The 15,838-nt window shown below is 72.3% G+C and carries 20 protein-coding genes; 9 read left to right on the top strand and 11 right to left on the bottom strand.

From position 1 onward, the window contains the following. Positions 1-3: 3 nt before the first annotated feature. Positions 4-1,239 (bottom strand): AGE family epimerase/isomerase, encoded by a 1,236-nt coding sequence (locus ABD437_RS27555; RefSeq protein WP_344651847.1) that lies wholly within the window; start codon positions 1,237-1,239, stop codon positions 4-6. Between the two features lie 74 nt (positions 1,240-1,313). On the opposite strand from ABD437_RS27555, the gene ABD437_RS27550 reads away from it, so the two are divergent. Both ABD437_RS27550 and ABD437_RS27545 read left to right on the top strand, forming a co-directional pair. Beyond that, a complete protein-coding gene (locus ABD437_RS27550) occupies positions 1,314-2,144 on the top strand; it encodes an isocitrate lyase/PEP mutase family protein (protein WP_344651846.1) in 831 nt (276 codons plus the stop codon). A gap of 150 nt (positions 2,145-2,294) precedes the next feature. Then, positions 2,295-2,783: an anthrone oxygenase family protein gene (locus tag ABD437_RS27545; protein WP_344651845.1), complete on the top strand. Its 489-nt coding sequence runs from the start codon at positions 2,295-2,297 to the stop codon at positions 2,781-2,783. A gap of 46 nt (positions 2,784-2,829) precedes the next feature. Here ABD437_RS27545 and ABD437_RS27540 read toward each other — a convergent pair whose 3' ends face one another. Beyond that, positions 2,830-3,171, bottom strand: coding sequence for a YybH family protein (locus ABD437_RS27540; RefSeq protein ID WP_344651844.1), 342 nt, complete (start codon positions 3,169-3,171; stop codon positions 2,830-2,832). A gap of 70 nt (positions 3,172-3,241) precedes the next feature. Between ABD437_RS27540 and ABD437_RS27535 the strand changes: the two genes are divergently transcribed. Next, a complete protein-coding gene (locus tag ABD437_RS27535; RefSeq protein WP_344651843.1) occupies positions 3,242-4,144 on the top strand; it encodes a LysR family transcriptional regulator in 903 nt (300 codons plus the stop codon). Here ABD437_RS27535 and ABD437_RS27530 read toward each other — a convergent pair. Further along, positions 4,095-4,613, bottom strand: a complete 519-nt coding sequence (locus ABD437_RS27530; protein ID WP_344651842.1) for a hypothetical protein — start codon at positions 4,611-4,613, stop codon at positions 4,095-4,097. The two genes, ABD437_RS27535 and ABD437_RS27530, sit on opposite strands and share 50 nt — an antisense overlap. Before the next feature lie 204 nt (positions 4,614-4,817). Here ABD437_RS27530 and ABD437_RS27525 point away from each other — a divergent pair, with 204 nt between their 5' ends. Next, on the top strand, positions 4,818-5,492 hold the full coding sequence (locus ABD437_RS27525; protein WP_344651841.1) for a GntR family transcriptional regulator: 675 nt from the start codon (positions 4,818-4,820) through the stop codon (positions 5,490-5,492). A gap of 60 nt (positions 5,493-5,552) precedes the next feature. Here ABD437_RS27525 and ABD437_RS27520 read toward each other — a convergent pair whose 3' ends face one another. Next, positions 5,553-5,972: an SRPBCC family protein gene (locus ABD437_RS27520; protein ID WP_344651840.1), complete on the bottom strand. Its 420-nt coding sequence runs from the start codon at positions 5,970-5,972 to the stop codon at positions 5,553-5,555. Positions 5,973-6,084: 112 nt separating this feature from the next. On the opposite strand from ABD437_RS27520, the gene ABD437_RS27515 reads away from it, so the two are divergent. From ABD437_RS27515 to ABD437_RS27505, 3 genes are all read left to right on the top strand, one after another. Then, the gene (locus tag ABD437_RS27515) at positions 6,085-6,720 is read left to right on the top strand and encodes a maleylpyruvate isomerase N-terminal domain-containing protein (protein ID WP_344651839.1); all 636 of its coding nucleotides are present in this window, start codon (positions 6,085-6,087) and stop codon (positions 6,718-6,720) included. A 75-nt stretch (positions 6,721-6,795) separates the two neighbouring features. Beyond that, entirely contained in the window at positions 6,796-7,893 is a 1,098-nt protein-coding gene (locus tag ABD437_RS27510; RefSeq protein ID WP_344651838.1) for a sensor histidine kinase, read from the top strand. Beyond that, on the top strand, positions 7,890-8,537 hold the full coding sequence (locus tag ABD437_RS27505; RefSeq protein ID WP_344651837.1) for a response regulator transcription factor: 648 nt from the start codon (positions 7,890-7,892) through the stop codon (positions 8,535-8,537). The genes ABD437_RS27510 and ABD437_RS27505 overlap by 4 nt, the downstream gene beginning before the upstream one ends. Before the next feature lie 9 nt (positions 8,538-8,546). On the opposite strand, the gene ABD437_RS27500 is transcribed toward ABD437_RS27505, so the two are convergent. Further along, positions 8,547-9,125 carry a hemerythrin domain-containing protein gene (locus tag ABD437_RS27500; protein ID WP_344651836.1) on the bottom strand — a complete coding sequence of 193 codons (579 nt, stop codon included), beginning with the start codon at positions 9,123-9,125 and terminating at the stop codon, positions 8,547-8,549. Between the two features lie 81 nt (positions 9,126-9,206). On the opposite strand from ABD437_RS27500, the gene ABD437_RS27495 reads away from it, so the two are divergent. Next, on the top strand, positions 9,207-10,472 hold the full coding sequence (locus ABD437_RS27495) for a M20/M25/M40 family metallo-hydrolase (RefSeq protein WP_344651835.1): 1,266 nt from the start codon (positions 9,207-9,209) through the stop codon (positions 10,470-10,472). Here the strand turns inward: ABD437_RS27495 and ABD437_RS27490 are convergent. Genes ABD437_RS27490 through ABD437_RS27470 form a run of 5 tightly spaced genes read right to left on the bottom strand, consistent with a single transcriptional unit; the run spans position 10,456 to position 13,275 of the window. Beyond that, complete coding sequence (locus ABD437_RS27490) at positions 10,456-11,412, bottom strand: DNA polymerase domain-containing protein (RefSeq protein ID WP_425558260.1); 957 nt, start codon at positions 11,410-11,412, stop codon at positions 10,456-10,458. The two genes, ABD437_RS27495 and ABD437_RS27490, sit on opposite strands and share 17 nt — an antisense overlap. Position 11,413: 1 nt before the next feature. After that, complete coding sequence (locus ABD437_RS27485) at positions 11,414-11,887, bottom strand: gluconokinase (RefSeq protein ID WP_344651909.1); 474 nt, start codon at positions 11,885-11,887, stop codon at positions 11,414-11,416. A 32-nt stretch (positions 11,888-11,919) separates the two neighbouring features. Then, positions 11,920-12,351, bottom strand: coding sequence for a VOC family protein (locus ABD437_RS27480; protein ID WP_344651833.1), 432 nt, complete (start codon positions 12,349-12,351; stop codon positions 11,920-11,922). Between the two features lie 9 nt (positions 12,352-12,360). After that, positions 12,361-12,801: a helix-turn-helix domain-containing protein gene (locus ABD437_RS27475; protein WP_344651832.1), complete on the bottom strand. Its 441-nt coding sequence runs from the start codon at positions 12,799-12,801 to the stop codon at positions 12,361-12,363. A gap of 36 nt (positions 12,802-12,837) precedes the next feature. Then, entirely contained in the window at positions 12,838-13,275 is a 438-nt protein-coding gene (locus ABD437_RS27470; protein WP_344651831.1) for an HNH endonuclease, read from the bottom strand. Positions 13,276-13,361: 86 nt separating this feature from the next. On the opposite strand from ABD437_RS27470, the gene ABD437_RS27465 reads away from it, so the two are divergent. Continuing rightward, positions 13,362-13,811, top strand: coding sequence for a PaaI family thioesterase (locus tag ABD437_RS27465; RefSeq protein WP_344651830.1), 450 nt, complete (start codon positions 13,362-13,364; stop codon positions 13,809-13,811). A gap of 219 nt (positions 13,812-14,030) precedes the next feature. Here the strand turns inward: ABD437_RS27465 and ABD437_RS27460 are convergent, their stop codons facing one another. Then, positions 14,031-15,716 carry a glycosyltransferase 87 family protein gene (locus tag ABD437_RS27460; protein ID WP_344651829.1) on the bottom strand — a complete coding sequence of 562 codons (1,686 nt, stop codon included), beginning with the start codon at positions 15,714-15,716 and terminating at the stop codon, positions 14,031-14,033. Positions 15,717-15,838: the final 122 nt, after the last annotated feature.

Below are 15,838 nucleotides of genomic sequence, written 5' to 3'. Positions count from 1 at the left end.
CGCTCAACCCCTCGCCAACGCGGTCGCCATTGACGGCGCCAACGGCAGCTGCGGAATGAGCGTGGCCTGCACCGCGTGGTACGCGTCCGGTTTTCCGCTCCACACCGACGTCGAGGGGGCGTTGTGCTCGTCCAACTCGTGCCGCCACGACCCGTTCCGCCGGTCGATGAGGTACTGCTCGGCGTAGTCCCACCACTGCTGGTACGGCGCCTCGTACCTGGCCTCCCCGGTAGCGATCCACAGCGCGGCGGCGGCGTTCGTGGCCTCGTTCACCACCCAGTGCAAGCGGTCGCGGACGACGGGCTGCCCGGACCAGTCCGTGGTGTAGACGAACCCGTCCGCTCCGTCGGTGGCCCACCCGTCGGCCACGGCCCGGTCGAACAACGAGACCGCGCCCGCGCGCAGGTCGTCGGCCGACGAGGCAGTGGCCAGGTGGAGCACGAGCCGGGACCATTCCAGACCGTGCCCGATCGTGGCGCCGTACGGCTGGAACTGGTGGCGCGGCTGGTCACGGTGGTACTCGAGCAGCGGGTTCCAGGCCTCGTCGAAGTGCTCGGGAATGCGCCACTCGTTCCCGGACGCCCAGTCCAGCACGCGCCGGGTGATCCGGTCGGCCCGCGCCTGCCACACCAGGTCACCGGTGACGTCGGCGGCGGCGAGGTAGGCCTCGACCGTGTGCATGTTGGCGTTGACGCCGCGGTACGGGTCGAGCGTCGAGAACTCCCGGTTCCAGGAGTCGACGACCATGCCGTCGTCCTCGCGCCAGAACCACTGTTCGTTGACGGCCAGCGCGTCGGTGAGCAGGGCCTCGGCGCCGGGCCGGCCCGCGGCCGCCGCGGACGAGGCGGCGAGGATCACGAACGAGTGGGGGTAGGCGGCCTTGGCGTCGTCGACCGGTCCGTCGGCCGAGATCGACGCGAACCAGCCGTCGTTCTCCCGGTCGCGGAAGTTCTCGGTCAACGCGCGGACACCGTGGTCGGTGAGTTCCGCGGCTCCCGGCCGCCCGAGCAGCGTCGCCAGCGCGAACACGTGCGTCATGCGGCAGGTGATCCACAGCTCGAGCGGATGGTCCGCGTCGAGCGTGCCGTCGTCGGTGAGCCACCCGAATCCCAGCGGGTGCTTCGACCGCTCGGCGAAGTCGAACAAACGGTCGCGCTCGGCGTCCAGCCAGGCCCGGTGCTCGGCGGAGTCGATTCCGCTCTCGCCACCGGGCCGCGCCGCCCGAATCTGCTCGGCCACTCCCGGACCACCCTTCTTCGAGGTCAGCGTTCCGCGGAAAGCCTCGCACACGGTCCGGGCGCTAGGTTCTTCGCATGACTGAGCAGACGCAGACGACCCAGGCCGCGAAGGCGCGGCATTTCCTCGAACTGCACCGCAGCGAGCGTCCGCTGCTGTTCCCGAACCCGTGGGACGTCGGGTCGGCGGTCCTGCTCGCGTCGCTGGGGTTCAAGGCGCTGGCCACGACGAGCAGCGGGCACGCGGCCACGCTGGGGCGGCTCGACGGGGAGGTCACGCGCGAGGAGGCGCTCGCGCACGCCGCCGCGCTGTCCGCGGCCACCGAGCTGCCGGTCGCGGCCGACTTCGAGAACGGTTTCGCCGACGCGCCCGAGGGGGTGGCCGAGGCGGTGACGGCGGCGGTCGGCACCGGGCTGGCCGGCCTCTCGGTCGAGGACGCCACCGGGCGCGACGGCGCCCCGATCTACGACCTCGGTCTGGCCGCCGAGCGCGTCGCCGCCGCGGCGAGTGCGGCCCACGCCGGGCCGGTGCGGCTGGTGCTCACCGCCCGGGCCGAGAACTACCTGTACGGCCGCACCGATCTCGCCGACACGATCGCCCGGTTGCAGGCCTACCAGGAGGCGGGTGCGGACGTGCTCTACGCGCCCGGGCTGGCCACCGCCGAGGACATCCGCGCGGTGGTGACGTCCGTCGACCGGCCGGTCAACGTGCTGGCCCGTCCGTCCGGGCCCACCGTGGCCGAACTGGCCGAGCTCGGGGTCAGCCGCGTCTCGGTCGGCGGCAGCTTCGCGTTCGCGGCGCTCAAAGCCGCCGTCGACGCGGCCACCGAGTTCCGCGACCAGGGCACCTTCGGCTTCCTCGCCGCCGCCCGGGACGGCTCCGCCGCCGCCCAGAAAGCCTTCGGCTGACGCCGAGAAAGCCAACCGAGCGCGGCCGGGACCGCGTCCGGCGCACCGTGGACGCTCGCGCATGGGCGTGAGCTGCGCGGCGATGGTCGGCGACCCCCGGCCGGCCGTTCACTGGAGACCATCACGGTCCACGGTGCACGGAGGCAGACGATGTTGCTCAGGAACGTCACACTGATCACCGCGACGACGGCGTCCGGTCTCGCGGCCGGCTTGTTCTACTCGTTCGCCATCGCGGTCATGCCCGGCTTGCGCCAGGCCGACGACAGAACGTTCGTCGACGCCATGCAGCGGATCAACGTCGCGATCCTGAACGGGTGGTTCGCGTTCAGTTTCGGCGGCGCGCTGCTGTTCACCGTGCTCGCCGCGGTCGTCGAGTGGCGGGCGGGCACGCACGCGGTGGCGCTGTGGATCGCGGTGGCCGTCGTGCTCTACGTCGCGACGCTGCTGATCACGTTCGCGATCAACGTGCCGCTCAACGACCAGCTCGACCGCGCGGGCGACCCGGCACGCATCACCGACGTCGCCGCGGTCCGCGCCGCGTTCGAAACGTCCTGGGTGCGCTGGAACGTGGTCCGCGCGGTGCTCTCCACGGCCAGCTTCGTCACCCTGGTCTACGCGCTGACCAAGCGTACGGCCTAGGCCCTGTCCTGCAAGCCTCGCTGCGAACGAGACTTACCGGACAGGCCTAGGCTTCCGGCCGGTCGAGGATGCGCAGCCAGGTTCCGTCGGGCTGGCGGCGGGCCACCTGGGCGCGGCCGCCGGTGCCGTCGGCGGGGCGGGTGGCGGTTAGCGCGAGGTCGCCGAAGTACAGCGTCGGCAGCGGCTCTTCGACGTTCATCTCCGGCATCATCGGCGCGGCCTTCTCGAACAGGGCCCGGATCGCCTCCCGCCCGACGGTGGTCGATCCGGCCGGGTACCCGAGCACCGCGTCGGGTTCGTACAGCGCGGCGATGCCGTCGGCGTCGTTCGCGTTGCACCGTTCGACGAACAGCCGGGCCAGGTCCTCGGGGGTGGCAGCGGTAGTCATGTCTCCACCGTGCCGCGCCGCTAGCCAGACGTCAAAGAGCAGTTACTTCTCGGTTCTAGAATCATCAGTTATGGAACTTCGTCAGCTCGTGTACTTCCTCGCGGTCGTCGACACCGGCAGTTTCACCCGGGCCGCCGAGCAGGTGCGGGTCGCCCAGCCCGGAGTGAGCGCGCAGGTCCGCCGGCTCGAACGGGAGCTCGGTCATCCGCTCCTCGACCGTTCGGGCCGGTCGGTTCGTCTCACCGAGGTCGGCGCCGCGGTCGTTCCGTACGCGCGGGCGGCGCTCGCCGCGGTGGACGCGGCCCGGGGCGCCGTCGACGAGCTCACCGGCCTGCTCCGCGGCCGGGTCTCGCTCGGAATGATCACGTCCTGCGGTCCGCTGGGGCTGCCGGGCATCCTCGCCGAGTTCCACCGCCGGTATCCGGCGGTGGAGATCACGCTGACCGAGGACGGTTCCGACGAGCTCACGCTCGCTCTCCACGCCGGCACGCTCGACGCGGCGATCATCGGCCTCCCGGCCACCGCCCCGCCGGGGCTCGCCACCCAGCTCGTCACCGACGAACCGCTGGTCGGCGCCGTCGCGGCCGGCCATCCACTGGCCGGGCGCGACCGGGTGGCGCTGGCCGAACTCCGCGACCAGCCGCTGATCAGCCTGCCGGGCGGCACCGGCATCCGCTCGCGCCTCGAGGACGCGTGCGCGGCCGCCGGGTTCGCGCCGAGCATCGCGTTCGAGGCCAGCGACCCGTTCCTCCTCGCCGACCTGGCCGCTCGCGGGCTCGGGCTCGCCGTCCTGCCCGCGTCGGTCGTCACGCCGCCGCCGGACGGCGTCCGTCCGATCACGATCGTCGAGCCGGCACTGCGTGGTCAGCTCGCGCTCGCCTGGCGGGCGTCCGGGCCCACGAACCCCGCGGCGGCGGCGTTCGTCACCCACGCCCGCGAAGCTCTCGCGCACCGTTCCGGAAGTACCGGTTAGCCTCCGGGCGGAACATCAGCGTGAGCCCCACCAGCACCGCGGCGACGTGCAGGGCCCTGATCGCGATCGTCAGCGCGAGCAGCAGCCCGCCCTCGCTGAGCGCGTCGACGAGCGAGTGACCGTCGGCCAGCCAGCCGACCGGCTCCGCCAGGAGCGACAGCATCCCGAACACGCCCAGCCCCACGGCCAGCGTGAGACGCGCCCAGTTCCGCCCCCGCCAGAACCGCGCGACGACGAGCAGCACGATCGCGTACACCGCCGACCGCACCCCGAGGCCGGCGGCGAGTGATCCGCTGGTCAGGCCGGGCACCTCGCCCAGACCCCACGCCACCGCCGTACCCAGGGCCTCGACGGCCCCGGCGGCGACGGCCACCGCCCAGGCCACGGCGGCCGCGCGCACCACCGGCGGTGGCGGCTGCGCACCCGGCGTCGCACCGGAAACAGTTCGAAGCAGGGTCTGTTGCACCATCACGCACCTCGTTGATCGGCAAAGCGGTCGGTCGATCCGGCCTGCACCGAGCGTGCGCCTTATCCCTCCGACCAGCGTCCCGCCGAGGTATCGAATACCTCTACCCCCGAGGTATGGGGTCGCTCGTACCCAATCCGATGGTCGCGTCTGATTCGGAATCCGGGATAGTAGAGAGCATGCGCCCGGATGCTCGCAAGGAATGCGATGGTTGAACCCACCGGATCGCTGTCGAAGCCGGAATCCCTCTCCCGGCAGATCTATGCCACTCTCCGCGAGGGCATTATCCGAGGCCAGTACACACAGGGCTCCCGCCTGGCCGAACAACGCCTGGCCGAGGAACTCGCGGTGTCGCGGGTGCCGTTGCGCGAGGCGGTGCCGCTGCTCGAGCGGGACGGGTTCGTCCGGACGCTGCCGCGGCGGGGCACGGTGGTGTCCACGTGGTCGGTCGCGGCCGCCGACGACCTGTTCGACCTGCGTCTCTACCTCGAGGTCGGCGCGGCCGTCTACGCGGCACGCAAGGTCGCCGCCGGCGCCGACACCGCACCGCTGGCGGCCGCGCTGGAACGCACCAGGGCCGACGCCACGGACGGTGACGCCTACCGGGTGGCCCAGGCCAGGGCCGGGTTCCACGACGCGATCGTCGAGCTCACCGGAAATGCGTTGATGACGACGTTGATGCGCCCGGTGTCCGGACGAATGACCTGGTTGTTCCACCTCACCGCCGAACCCGACTCCCCCGATCCCGCACGCGGCAACGGGCAACTCTTTCGTGCGGTCACCTCGGGAAATGAACGAATGGCCGAGGCCGTGGCCTATGCGCGTATCGAGTGCGACCGGCGGGATTCACTCGCCGCACTGCGGCGAATCGGAGTCGAATAACGTCGACGCATTTCAACGCCTCATTTCGCACCATAAATTTGCTCGAAACCCCTATCCATCTCACCGAGCGAGATGTGGGTATCCGGTTTCGAGATAGGCCTTCAAACTCGACAGCACGAACGGCCACCCGGCGCTCACGGCGGCGACCTGGTCGGTGGGCAGATCCTCGTGCGTGAGCGTGAGCCGCACCCGGGGCCCCACCGGCTCGAGATCGAACGTCACGCGCGACACCCGCGCCGGGTCGTGCTCCTCACCCGCGCGGGCCCAGCTGTGCGTCAGGCGCCGTGGCGGGTCGATCTCCAGCACCTCACCCACCGTGTCGGCCCCGCCGTCGGTGACCCGGCGGTGTTCCCAGCGCTCACCCGTCGTCCAACTGGAGACGTTGCGGTGTCCCCAGTACCGGGCCGTGCGCGCGGGGTCGATCAGCGCGTTCCAGATGCGGCCCGGACTCGCGGTGATCGCGGTGACGTAGATCAGCACGGGGCGAGTGTCCCGTCGCCCGTGCCGTCGCCGTGGGGAGGCTCCCCAGGCTCAGCCTGACGTTCGAAAAAGGCCTCCGCCGAAACGGGGATCAGCACGTACAGTGCCGCCCATGGAACCCGTCACCGGTGACGACGTGTCCCTCGGCGTCAACCTGCTCCGGAGAGCCTTCGCGGACGTACCCGACAGCGCCTGGCGCGTTCCCGCCGGAAGCCTGCGCTGGAACTGCTGGGAGACGCTGGAGCACCTCGTCGACGACCTGTTCACCTACGCGATCCAGGTCGCCGCGTCGAACCCGCCCCGGGACGACCTGGTGCCGTTCGACTACCACTCCGCCCGCGACGGCGGTCCGGCCAACAGCCTGTTCCTCCAGGCCAACGCGGGCACCGCGGGGCTGCTGCAGGCGCTCGAGGTGTGCGGGGTCTTCCTCGCGACCTCCGTGCGTGACGCTCCGCCCGACCGGCGCGCCCACCACAGCTTCGGGCTCTCCGACCCGGAGGGGTTCGCCGCGATGGGGGTGGTGGAGACGCTCGTGCACGGCGAGGACCTGGCCCGCGGCCTCCAACGCCCCTGGGAGCCACCGGCCGACCTGTGCGCACGCGCCCTGCACCGGTTGTTCCCCGACGCTCCGCCGGAGAACGAGCCCTGGCCGACGCTGCTCTGGGCCACCGGCCGCGGCTCGCTGCCCGGCCACCCCGACCGCGAGGACGGCTGGCGCTGGGACGCGCGCCCCGCGGACGAGCGCTGAGCATCGACCAAGGTCTATCCACAGCTCGCCACTCGGACGCGGCGAAGCGTCACACCTCCCGCCTACGGTGAACCCATGCGATGGCGGTCGGACCTCGGGCTCGCGGTGCTGTCGGTGGTCGTCGGCCTGTTCTTCCTGGCCGACGAGCAACCGGAGCGCCCGGTGCTCGACGTGCTCGTCGGCCTGCTCGCGGTCGCCGCGGTGCTGGTCGCCCGGCGCCGCTGGACGGTGCCGATCGCGGTCGGGCTCGTCCCGCTGATGATCGTTTCCACGCTCTCGATGGGGCCGGCCGCGGTGGTGCTCGCGGTGGTCGCCCGGCACCGCCGCTGGCCCACCACGCTCGCCGTGGTCGGCCTGCACCTGTTCCTGCTGATCGGGGCGTTCACGGCCGTGGCCAGCCACGATCCGGAGTACCCGGTCGCGATCGTCGCGGTGGTGGCGATCGACGCCGCCGTCGTCGCCAGCGGCAAGCTCGTGCGCTCGCAGCAGCTGCTGGTGGAGTCCTGGCGGGTCCGGGCCCGGGAGGCCGAGGAGGGTCAGCGCCTGCGCGTCGAGGAGGCCAGGCACGCCGAGCGGGAACGCATCGCCCGCGAGATGCACGACGTGCTCGCCCACCGCATCTCGCTGCTGGCCGTCCACGCCGGGGCGCTGGAGGTCCGCCGGTCCGCACCCGCGGAGGAACGACGGGCCGCCGGGGTGATCCGGGAGTCGGCCTACGCGGCCCTGGAGGATCTGCGCGAGGTGATCGGCCTGCTCCGCAACGACGACACCGAGGCCGACCGTCCACAGCCGACGCTGGCCGACGTCCCGTCGCTCGTCGAGCAGTCCCGCGAGGCCGGCACGGCCGTGACGCTCGAACGGCCGGAGTTCACCGCCGCCGCGGAGGGCGCCGGGCGGCACGTCTACCGGGTGGTTCAGGAAGGGCTGACGAACGCACGGAAACACGCGCCCGGCGCACCGGTCCGGGTGGTCCTCGCCGAGCGGAACGGCGGCCTGGCGGTGGAGATCACGAACCCGTTCGGCGCGGCGAACGGTGCGCCGCTGCCGGGCGCGGGCAGTGGGTTGATCGGCCTGGGCGAACGCATGGAGCTTCTCGGCGGCACGCTCGAGCACGGCCGCACCTCCTCGGGCGAGTTCCGTCTGTGCGCGTGGGTGCCGGAGCGTGCGCCGTGACCGTCTCGGTGCTCATCGTGGACGACGACGCGCTGGTCCGCGCCGGTCTGGAGATGATGCTGGGCCAGTTCGACGACCTGACCGTCGTCGGCGCGGTCGGTGACGGCGCCGACGTGCTGCCCGCCGTCAACCGCCTGCACCCCGACGTCGTACTGATGGACATCCGGATGCCGCTGATCGACGGGCTGACCGCGACCGAGCAGCTCCGCGCGCGGCGTCATCCGCCCGAGGTGATCGTGCTGACCACGTTCGACACCGATCGGCACATCCGCCGGGCGATGCGTGCGGGCGCGAGCGGGTTCCTGCTCAAGCACACGCCCCCGGAGCAGATCGCCCGCTCGATCCGGCAGGTCGCCGCCGGGGAACCGATGCTGTCGCCGGCCGTGGTGCGGCGGGTGATGGCGTTCGCCGCGGAACCGGAGCGCGACCCGCGGCGCGACGAGGCCCAGCGGTTGCTCGCGCGCCTCACCGACGGCGAGCGTGCGGTGGCGGCGCTGGTCGGGCTGGGCCGCACGAACAGCGAGATCGGGCGGGAGCTGCTGATGAGCACGGCCACCGTGAAGGCCTACATGACCCGGATACTCACCAAGCTCGAGCTCACCAACCGCGTCCAGGTGGCGCTGGTGGTGCACGACGCCGGTTAACGCGGGAGCTCAGTGGGAGCTGAAGGCGCCTCGGACGGCGTCGCGGACCCGCTCGACGATCGCGGCGACCGCGCCCGGCGCGGCGGCGGGCTGCGGATGCCGCGGTGCGGCGGCCTCGGCCACCCGCAGCGCGTGCCCCATCCGCCGCCGCTCGTCGAGGTCCAGCCGCTCGCGCACCACCGGGAACTCCTCCAGCTCCTCGTGGTCGGCGTGCGCGATGATCTCCACCGCCAGCCGGGTGAACCGGCGGTCGAACTCGGGCGACGCCGGATCGAGCCGGTCGAGCTCGGCCAGCAGCTCGGTGCCGTGCCGCTCCTGCCCCAGCAGCGCGGTCACGTCCAGCCGGGCCTCCGCCGAGGTGGCCGCCGGGCCGTCGTCCGACGGATCCGGCACGAGTTCACGCATGCGTGGATGCAGCACCTCCTGCTCCGCGGTCTCGTGCACGGTGATCAGCCGGCGCAGGTCGGCGAACGCCGCCGCCTTCGCGGGCCCGTGCGCGCCGGCCACTTCACGCAGCCCGGCCCGGATCTGCGCGTGCTGGTTGAGCAGGAAGTCGACCGCTTCGAGGTCGAGGTCGTGAGCAGTCATGGACACGGAATTCCCGGGGATAAAAGCCGTAAAACGCCCAGCACGGGCATGAACTGACCGACCTCGTCAATACCCACGGCCATGGACCTCGTCGACGATCTGGCCCGGCTGGTGGCCATCCCCTCGGTGGCGTTCCCCGGCTTCCCCCCCGAACCGGTGCACCACGCCGCGGAACTCACCGCCGACCTGCTGCGGACATCGGGCGTGCCGCACGTCGAGCTGCTGCCGATCCCGGGCCAGCCCCCGACCGTCGTCGGCCGGATCCCGCCTCCGCGCGGCGCCCCGACCGTGCTCCTCTACGCCCACTACGACGTCCAGCCGCCGGGCGACCTCACGGCGTGGACCTCGCCGCCGTTCGAGCCCACCCGGCGCGAGAATGCGCTGCACGGGCGCGGCACCGCCGACGACAAGGGCAACCTCGCGATGCACCTCGGCGCGATCCGGGCCTGGTCGGGCCGTCCGCCGGTCGGGGTGACGGTCCTCGTCGAAGGCCAGGAGGAGTACGGCTCCGGGCTCGCCGCCGCGCTCGACGCCGTCCCGGCCGAGTTCCTCGACGCCGACGTCGCGGTGATCGCCGACACCGGCAACGTCCGCCCGGGTGTCCCGACGCTCGGGCTCTCGCTGCGTGGCCTGGCCGAGGTCGACGTCGAGGTGCGCACGATGGAGCGCCCCGTGCACAGCGGAGGCTTCGGTGGCCTCGCCCCCGACGCGTTGCTGGCGCTGGTGCGCGTGCTCGACGGCCTGCTGGACGAGCGGGGCGCGGTCGCCGTGCCCGGCCTGATCACCGAGGACTGGCCCGACCGCACGCCGATCGTGGTCCCCGGCGTGCGCGCACCGCAGCTCAGCGACGATCCGCGGCGCCTGTACGCCGCGCCGGCGCTCACCGTCGTCGGCCTGGACGCCACCCCGGTCCGGGACGCGATGAACGTCGTCCCGCCGCTCGCCCGGGCCCGGATCAGCGTCCGGCTCGCCCCCGGTCAGGACCCGGTGGCCGCCCAGGATGCCCTGGTGACGCACCTGGAGCGGCAGCGCCCGTTCGGCGCGCCGGTCACCGTCACCCGCCGGGCCGTCAGCGGTGGCGTGCGCACGGCCGCGAACGGTCCCGCGGCCCGCGCGGCGACGGCCGCGCTCAGCGATGCCTGGGCACGCCCGACGATCCTCGCCGCCGACGGCGGGTCGGTGCCGTTCGCGGGTGCACTGCAGCGGGTGCCGCACCCGCCGGAGGTGCTGCTGTTCGGTGTCCAGGACGCCGAGAGCGGCCTGCACGGCCCGGACGAGCGTGTCCTCCTCGACGAGCTGGTTCGGGGCGTCACCGCCGAAGCCGACCTGCTCAGGCGGTTGGCTTAGCGCCCTTCTCGGCGGCACGCTTGCGTCGTTTGCCCTCGTGCATCGCCTGCACGCGGGCGATCGGGATCGTGTGCCCCTCGGCGATCAGGTCGGCGGGCAGGGCGTACGGCGCCGGCATCGCCTCCGCCCACGGGTCGCGCTCCCCCAGCTGCGCCACCGCGGTACGCAGCGTGAAGTCCCCCGGCACGACCGCTTCCAGGTCGTCCCACGCCACCGGGAACGACACCGGGACACCGGGCCGGATGCGCGGGCTGTACACCGACACGACGGTCGCGCCACCGGCCCGGGTGGAGTCGAGGAACACCTTGTCACCGCGGTCCTCGCGGATGAACGCGGTCGTGGCCAGGTCCGGGTCGAGCCGCGCGGCCCGGGCCGCCAGCGCCCTGGTCGCGGCGGCGACGTCCTCGGGCCCCGACGAACCGTCGAGCGGGACGAAGATGTGCAGCCCTTTCGCCCCACTGGTCTTCACCGCACCGGACAGGCCCAGGTCCACCAACGCCCGACGCACCAGCAGCGCGGCCGCCGCGGCGACGGAGAACGGGCGGCCCTCCGGCGGGTCGATGTCCATGATCAGGTGCGTCGGGGTGGTCCAGTGCCCCGCACGCACCAGCGCCGGGTGGTACTCGATCGCCCGCTGGTTGGCCAGCCAGAGCAGCGTCCTGCGGTCGTTGGCCAGCGCGTACGAGATCTGCCGGTGGGACGACTCGGCCCAGTGCGCCACCGTCGGCACCCACTCCGGCGTGTACTTCGGGACGTTCTTCTGCATGAACGGCTGCTGGCCCGGCCGCACCCGGATCACCGAGAGCGGCCGGTTCTGCAGGTGCGTGATCATCCGCTCGTGCAGGGCGTCGACGTACTCGACCAGGTCACGCTTGGTCGCGTCGGCGCCGTCGAAGAGCGGCTGGTCGAGGTTGGTGAGCGAAACCCCGTCGAGCTCCATGTCATCCATTCAAGCGGCGCAGCGCGTCGTCCACGATCTCTTCGGGCGTCTGCGTGCCGTCGATCGGCGCGCCGGCCTCGTCCGGCTCCAACGGCTGCAGCGTGGCGAACTGCGAGTCGACGAGCGTCGCCGGCATGAAGTGGCCTTTTCGCTCGGACACCCGCTTGACGATCGTCTCCCGATCGACGTCGACGTGGAGGAACCAGACGTCCGGAGCGCCCTGCCGCAACCGGTCCCGGTAGCTGCGCTTCAGCGACGAGCACGGGATCACGCCGCCGTCGGCGGCGTGATCCCCCAGCCAGTCGGCGATCTTGGCCAGCCAGGGCCACCGGTCCTCGTCGGTCAACGGGTGACCGGCGGTCATCTTGTCGATGTTGGCCTGGGGATGCAGGTCGTCACCCTCGGCGAAGTCGACGCCCAACCGTTCCGACAGAAGCTTCCCGACCGTGCTCTTACCACAGCCGGTGACACCCATGACTACGACGAGGTTACGCACGGAAAGGAAAGTTACCCGAAGTCGGCCGGGCTGAACGCTTTGTGCTCGACGAGCACCATCCAATTGCCGGAGTTGTCGCGGGCGACCGCCTCGATGCCGTAGGGGCGCTCCTCGGGTTCCTGGATGAACTCGACGCCCTTCGCGCGCAGGTCCTCGTAGGTCTTGCGGCAGTCGTCGACGTTCAGACCGAGGCCGTGCATGCCGCCCTCGTCGAGCGCGCGGTTGATCGCCGCGACCATGTCGGGTGAGTGCGGCGGGCCGGGCTCGGTGAGGTGGACGGCGAGCTCGGGCTGGCTCGGGTGGCTCACCGTGCACCACCGGTAGGAGCCGTCGGCGAGCGTGATGTCGGCGTTCTCCACGAAGCCCAGCACGTCGATGTAGAAGGCCTTGGACGCGTCGACATCCTTCACGAATACGCTGGTGATGGCGATGTTGGTGATCATGGGACCAAGCTAGGAGCCGTCGGTGCCCGCGCGCTTCTCCTGGCTTGCGGAGGTCTCGGCCAGTCCCCACATGAAGACGAAGCACCCCGGGATGCGGGGCGCGCCGGTGGCCGCCCAGCGGCGCTGGAACTCGCTCGGTGTCTCCCCCACGATCTCCCGGAACCGGCTGGAGAACGACCCGAGGCTGGCGAAGCCGACCGCGGTGCACACCTCGGTGACGGTGAGGTTCGTGGCGCGCAGCAGGTCCTGCGCACGCTCCACGCGACGGCGGGAGACGTACGCGGCCGGGGTGATGCCGTACGTCGCGGCGAACATCCGCGCGAAGTGGTACTTGCTCAGGCCGGCCACCGCCGCGAGCCCCTCGAGGTCGAGGGGCTCGCGGTAGTGCCGGTCGGCGTGATCGCGGGCCCGGCGCAGGTGCACGAGCAGGTCACCGGGGGCGCGCGTCACGTTTCGAGCGTAGAGCCCCACCCCTCCGGGGGCCCGTCAGATGCCCAACGCGGCCCAGGTGGGCGCGGCCGGGGCGAACCGCAGCGGCATCCGGGCCTCGGCCGGGGTGCGGTCGCCCTTGCGGTGGTTGCACGCTCCGCAGGCCGCGACCGTGTTCGACCAGCTGTTGGCGCCACCGCGCGACCGCGGCAGGACGTGGTCGACCGTGGACGCCGGGCGTCCGCAGTAGGCGCAGCACCGATCGTCACGCACCAGCACCCCCGGGCGCGACCAGCCCGGGCCGCGGCTGTGCCGCCACCGCGTCACCACGTAGGTGACCAGCCGTACCACCCGCGGCGCGGGGTAGCTACCCACCAGACGCCCCGGGTGCGCTTCGTGCACCTCGGCGACCCGGCGGACCAGCATCCGCACGGCGTGCCGGAAACTGACCCGGTGCAGCGGGCCGAGATCGGCGTTCAGAACGAGCACGTCCACCGGGGCTCCTTTCCGGGATAGGGAAGAACGGAAACAACGGTAGGCAGCGGGGATAACCCCCGACAATTCAATTACCGTCGTCCTCCATGACCGTGAGCATCCAGGAACGCCTCTATCCCGACCTGCCGTGCTTCGGCTGCGGCCACGGGAACGAGAAGGGCCTCAAGCTGCGCAGTTACCCGGCCGACGGGTACGTCACCGCGCAGTTCACGCCCTGGCCCGAACACGACAACGGCCTCGGGTTCCTCAACGGCGGAATCATTTCGACGGTGCTCGACTGCCACAGCGCGGCGGCGGTGATGCTCGAAGCGGAGCGGCAGGGCTGGCCACCGCTGCCGGGAGTGCCGTTGTCGTACGTGACGGCCGGGCTCGACGTGCGATATCTGCGGCCGGCGCCGCTGAAAGAGACCGTCGAACTGCGTGCGGTCGTCACGTCGGCGACCGAACCGCAGATCACGGCGGACGTGGAGCTGATCTGGGACGGCAAGGTCCGCGCCACCGCCGCCGCACTCTGGAAACGCTGGCGCCCGCGGTGAGGAACGCCGGGATCGCGCCCACCGAGACCCGGGCTCGACACGTCCGCGCCGCCGCCGGCCCCGGACGCCGCGCAGCTGGGCGACGACTGGCGGAACCGGATCCCGGCCCGGCTCGCCGGGCTGTTCGGCCCGCGGGTGCCGATTCCCGCCGACGCACCGCCGTTCGACGAACTCGTCGCCGCGACCGGCCGCCGGCCCCGATGATTGCGGCGGTTCTCGTCACGCGGTGACCGGACGGACCCCGGCCGGTTCGAGGTCCGGAGCGGAGCGGGAGCGCACCAGCAGCGGGAGGAACAGCACCGCGGCCACCGCGGTCAGGCCCTGGGCGTCGATCACGAGGTGCCAGAAGGCCGGATGGGCGGTCCCGGCACGCAGCCCGGACGCACCGATCGACGGCAGGCTCACGGTGAGCAGCACCGCCCACGCGATCGACAGCCCGTACCGGCGCGCCGCCACCAGCGCCGCGAGCGGCAGGAACAGCCACACCAGGTGATGCACCCAGGAGATCGGGGAGACCGCGACCGACAGCGCCGCCAACACCCCCACCGCGCCCAGCCGGTGGCCGGCCCGCTCCAACGTCCACGCGCCGTACGTCCCGACGAGGACGAGCACCACCGCCGACGCGAGCCAGAGCAGCGACACCGCCGGCAGGCCGCTGCGCAGCAGCATGCCGCGCACCGACTGGTTCCCGACGACGTCGTTGGCGCCGAACCGGTCGCTGTCCCAGAGCGCCCGCCAGAGGTACTCCTCCGCGCTCGGCCAGAGCAGCAGCAGCCCGGCGACGGTGGCGCCGGCCGCCACCCCGACCGCGACCAGGAAGGCACGCCACTGGCGGGTCACCAGCAGCCACGGCAGGAACACCGCCGGGGTCAGCTTCACCGCGATCGCCGCGCCCAGGCCGGCTCCCGAGCGTCGGCGCAGCAGGTCGGCGGCGACCAGCAGCACCAGGAACAGCCCGACCTGCCCGAACCGCAGATGGCTGCGGACCGGCGCCGAGACCAGCAGCAACGCCAACGTCACCGGCAACCCGATCCGGTCGACGACCGGCCGCATCCCGAGCCGGGCCACGCCCACCATCGCGGCCAGCGACGCCACCACCCAGAGCACCTGCAGCAGCCCCAGCGGCACCCGCGACAGCGGCTCGCTGAGCACGGCCGCGAACGGCGGGTAGGTGAACGGCATGTCGAACACCGTGCGGAACTCGTAGACGTCGGATCCGGTCCCGGCGGACGAACCCGCGCCGTAGTAGACGAGCAGGTCCTTCATCCGGTCGTCGCCGGACACCGTGAACAGCGGCACCACCGGCACCAGCGCCGCCGCGGCAGGCAGCGCCCAGGCCCACGGCGAGGACGGCACCCGCGGGCTCGGGGCGACGTCGGGAACCACCACCCAGCGGCTCACCACCAGGGCACCGACGCCGAAGGCCCAGCCGGCGACGACGTCGGTCAGCCAGTGCACCTCCAGCGCCACCCGGCTGAGCCCGACGAGCAGCGCCACGACCGCGACCAGCAGGGACCCGACGCGGTGCCGGAATTCCCGCGCGAGCAGACCCCAGCCCAGCACCGCGGCCATCGCGTGACCGGACGAGAACGACACCGTGCCGCCGCCGGGCCCCGGGCGTGCGAGCGTCACGAACGTGACCGCTTCCAGCGTCTGCGCGGCCGCGAGGATCACGATCGGCACCACCGCGCTGCGCCACGACGCCCCGCCGGCCCGGCGTACCAGCGCCACGACGACGAGCACCGGGTACAGCACCGCACCGGACCCGAGCTGGGTCACCAGCGCGGCCGGCCCGTCGGCCCCGGTCAGCGCCCGTGCCGCGGCCAGGTCCGGGCCCAGCGGCGAACCGGCGAACGCCAGCGCCGTGGTGACGAGCAACACGACGACGCTCGCCAGGAAAGTCACCCCGGGTAACGTCCGCAAGAAGGTCGGCACGGAGAGCAGCCTCCCAGGCGATCCGGTGTTGTGTTCAACCGAACGCGCCAGTCGTCCGTGGTTCACAACGCAGGAATACGTTCAACGCACCT

This window comes from Cryptosporangium japonicum, assembly GCF_039524755.1.
GTDB classification, from domain to species: Bacteria; Actinomycetota; Actinomycetes; order Mycobacteriales; family Cryptosporangiaceae; genus Cryptosporangium; species Cryptosporangium japonicum.
This window is presented reverse-complemented; position numbering and strand designations above follow the sequence as displayed.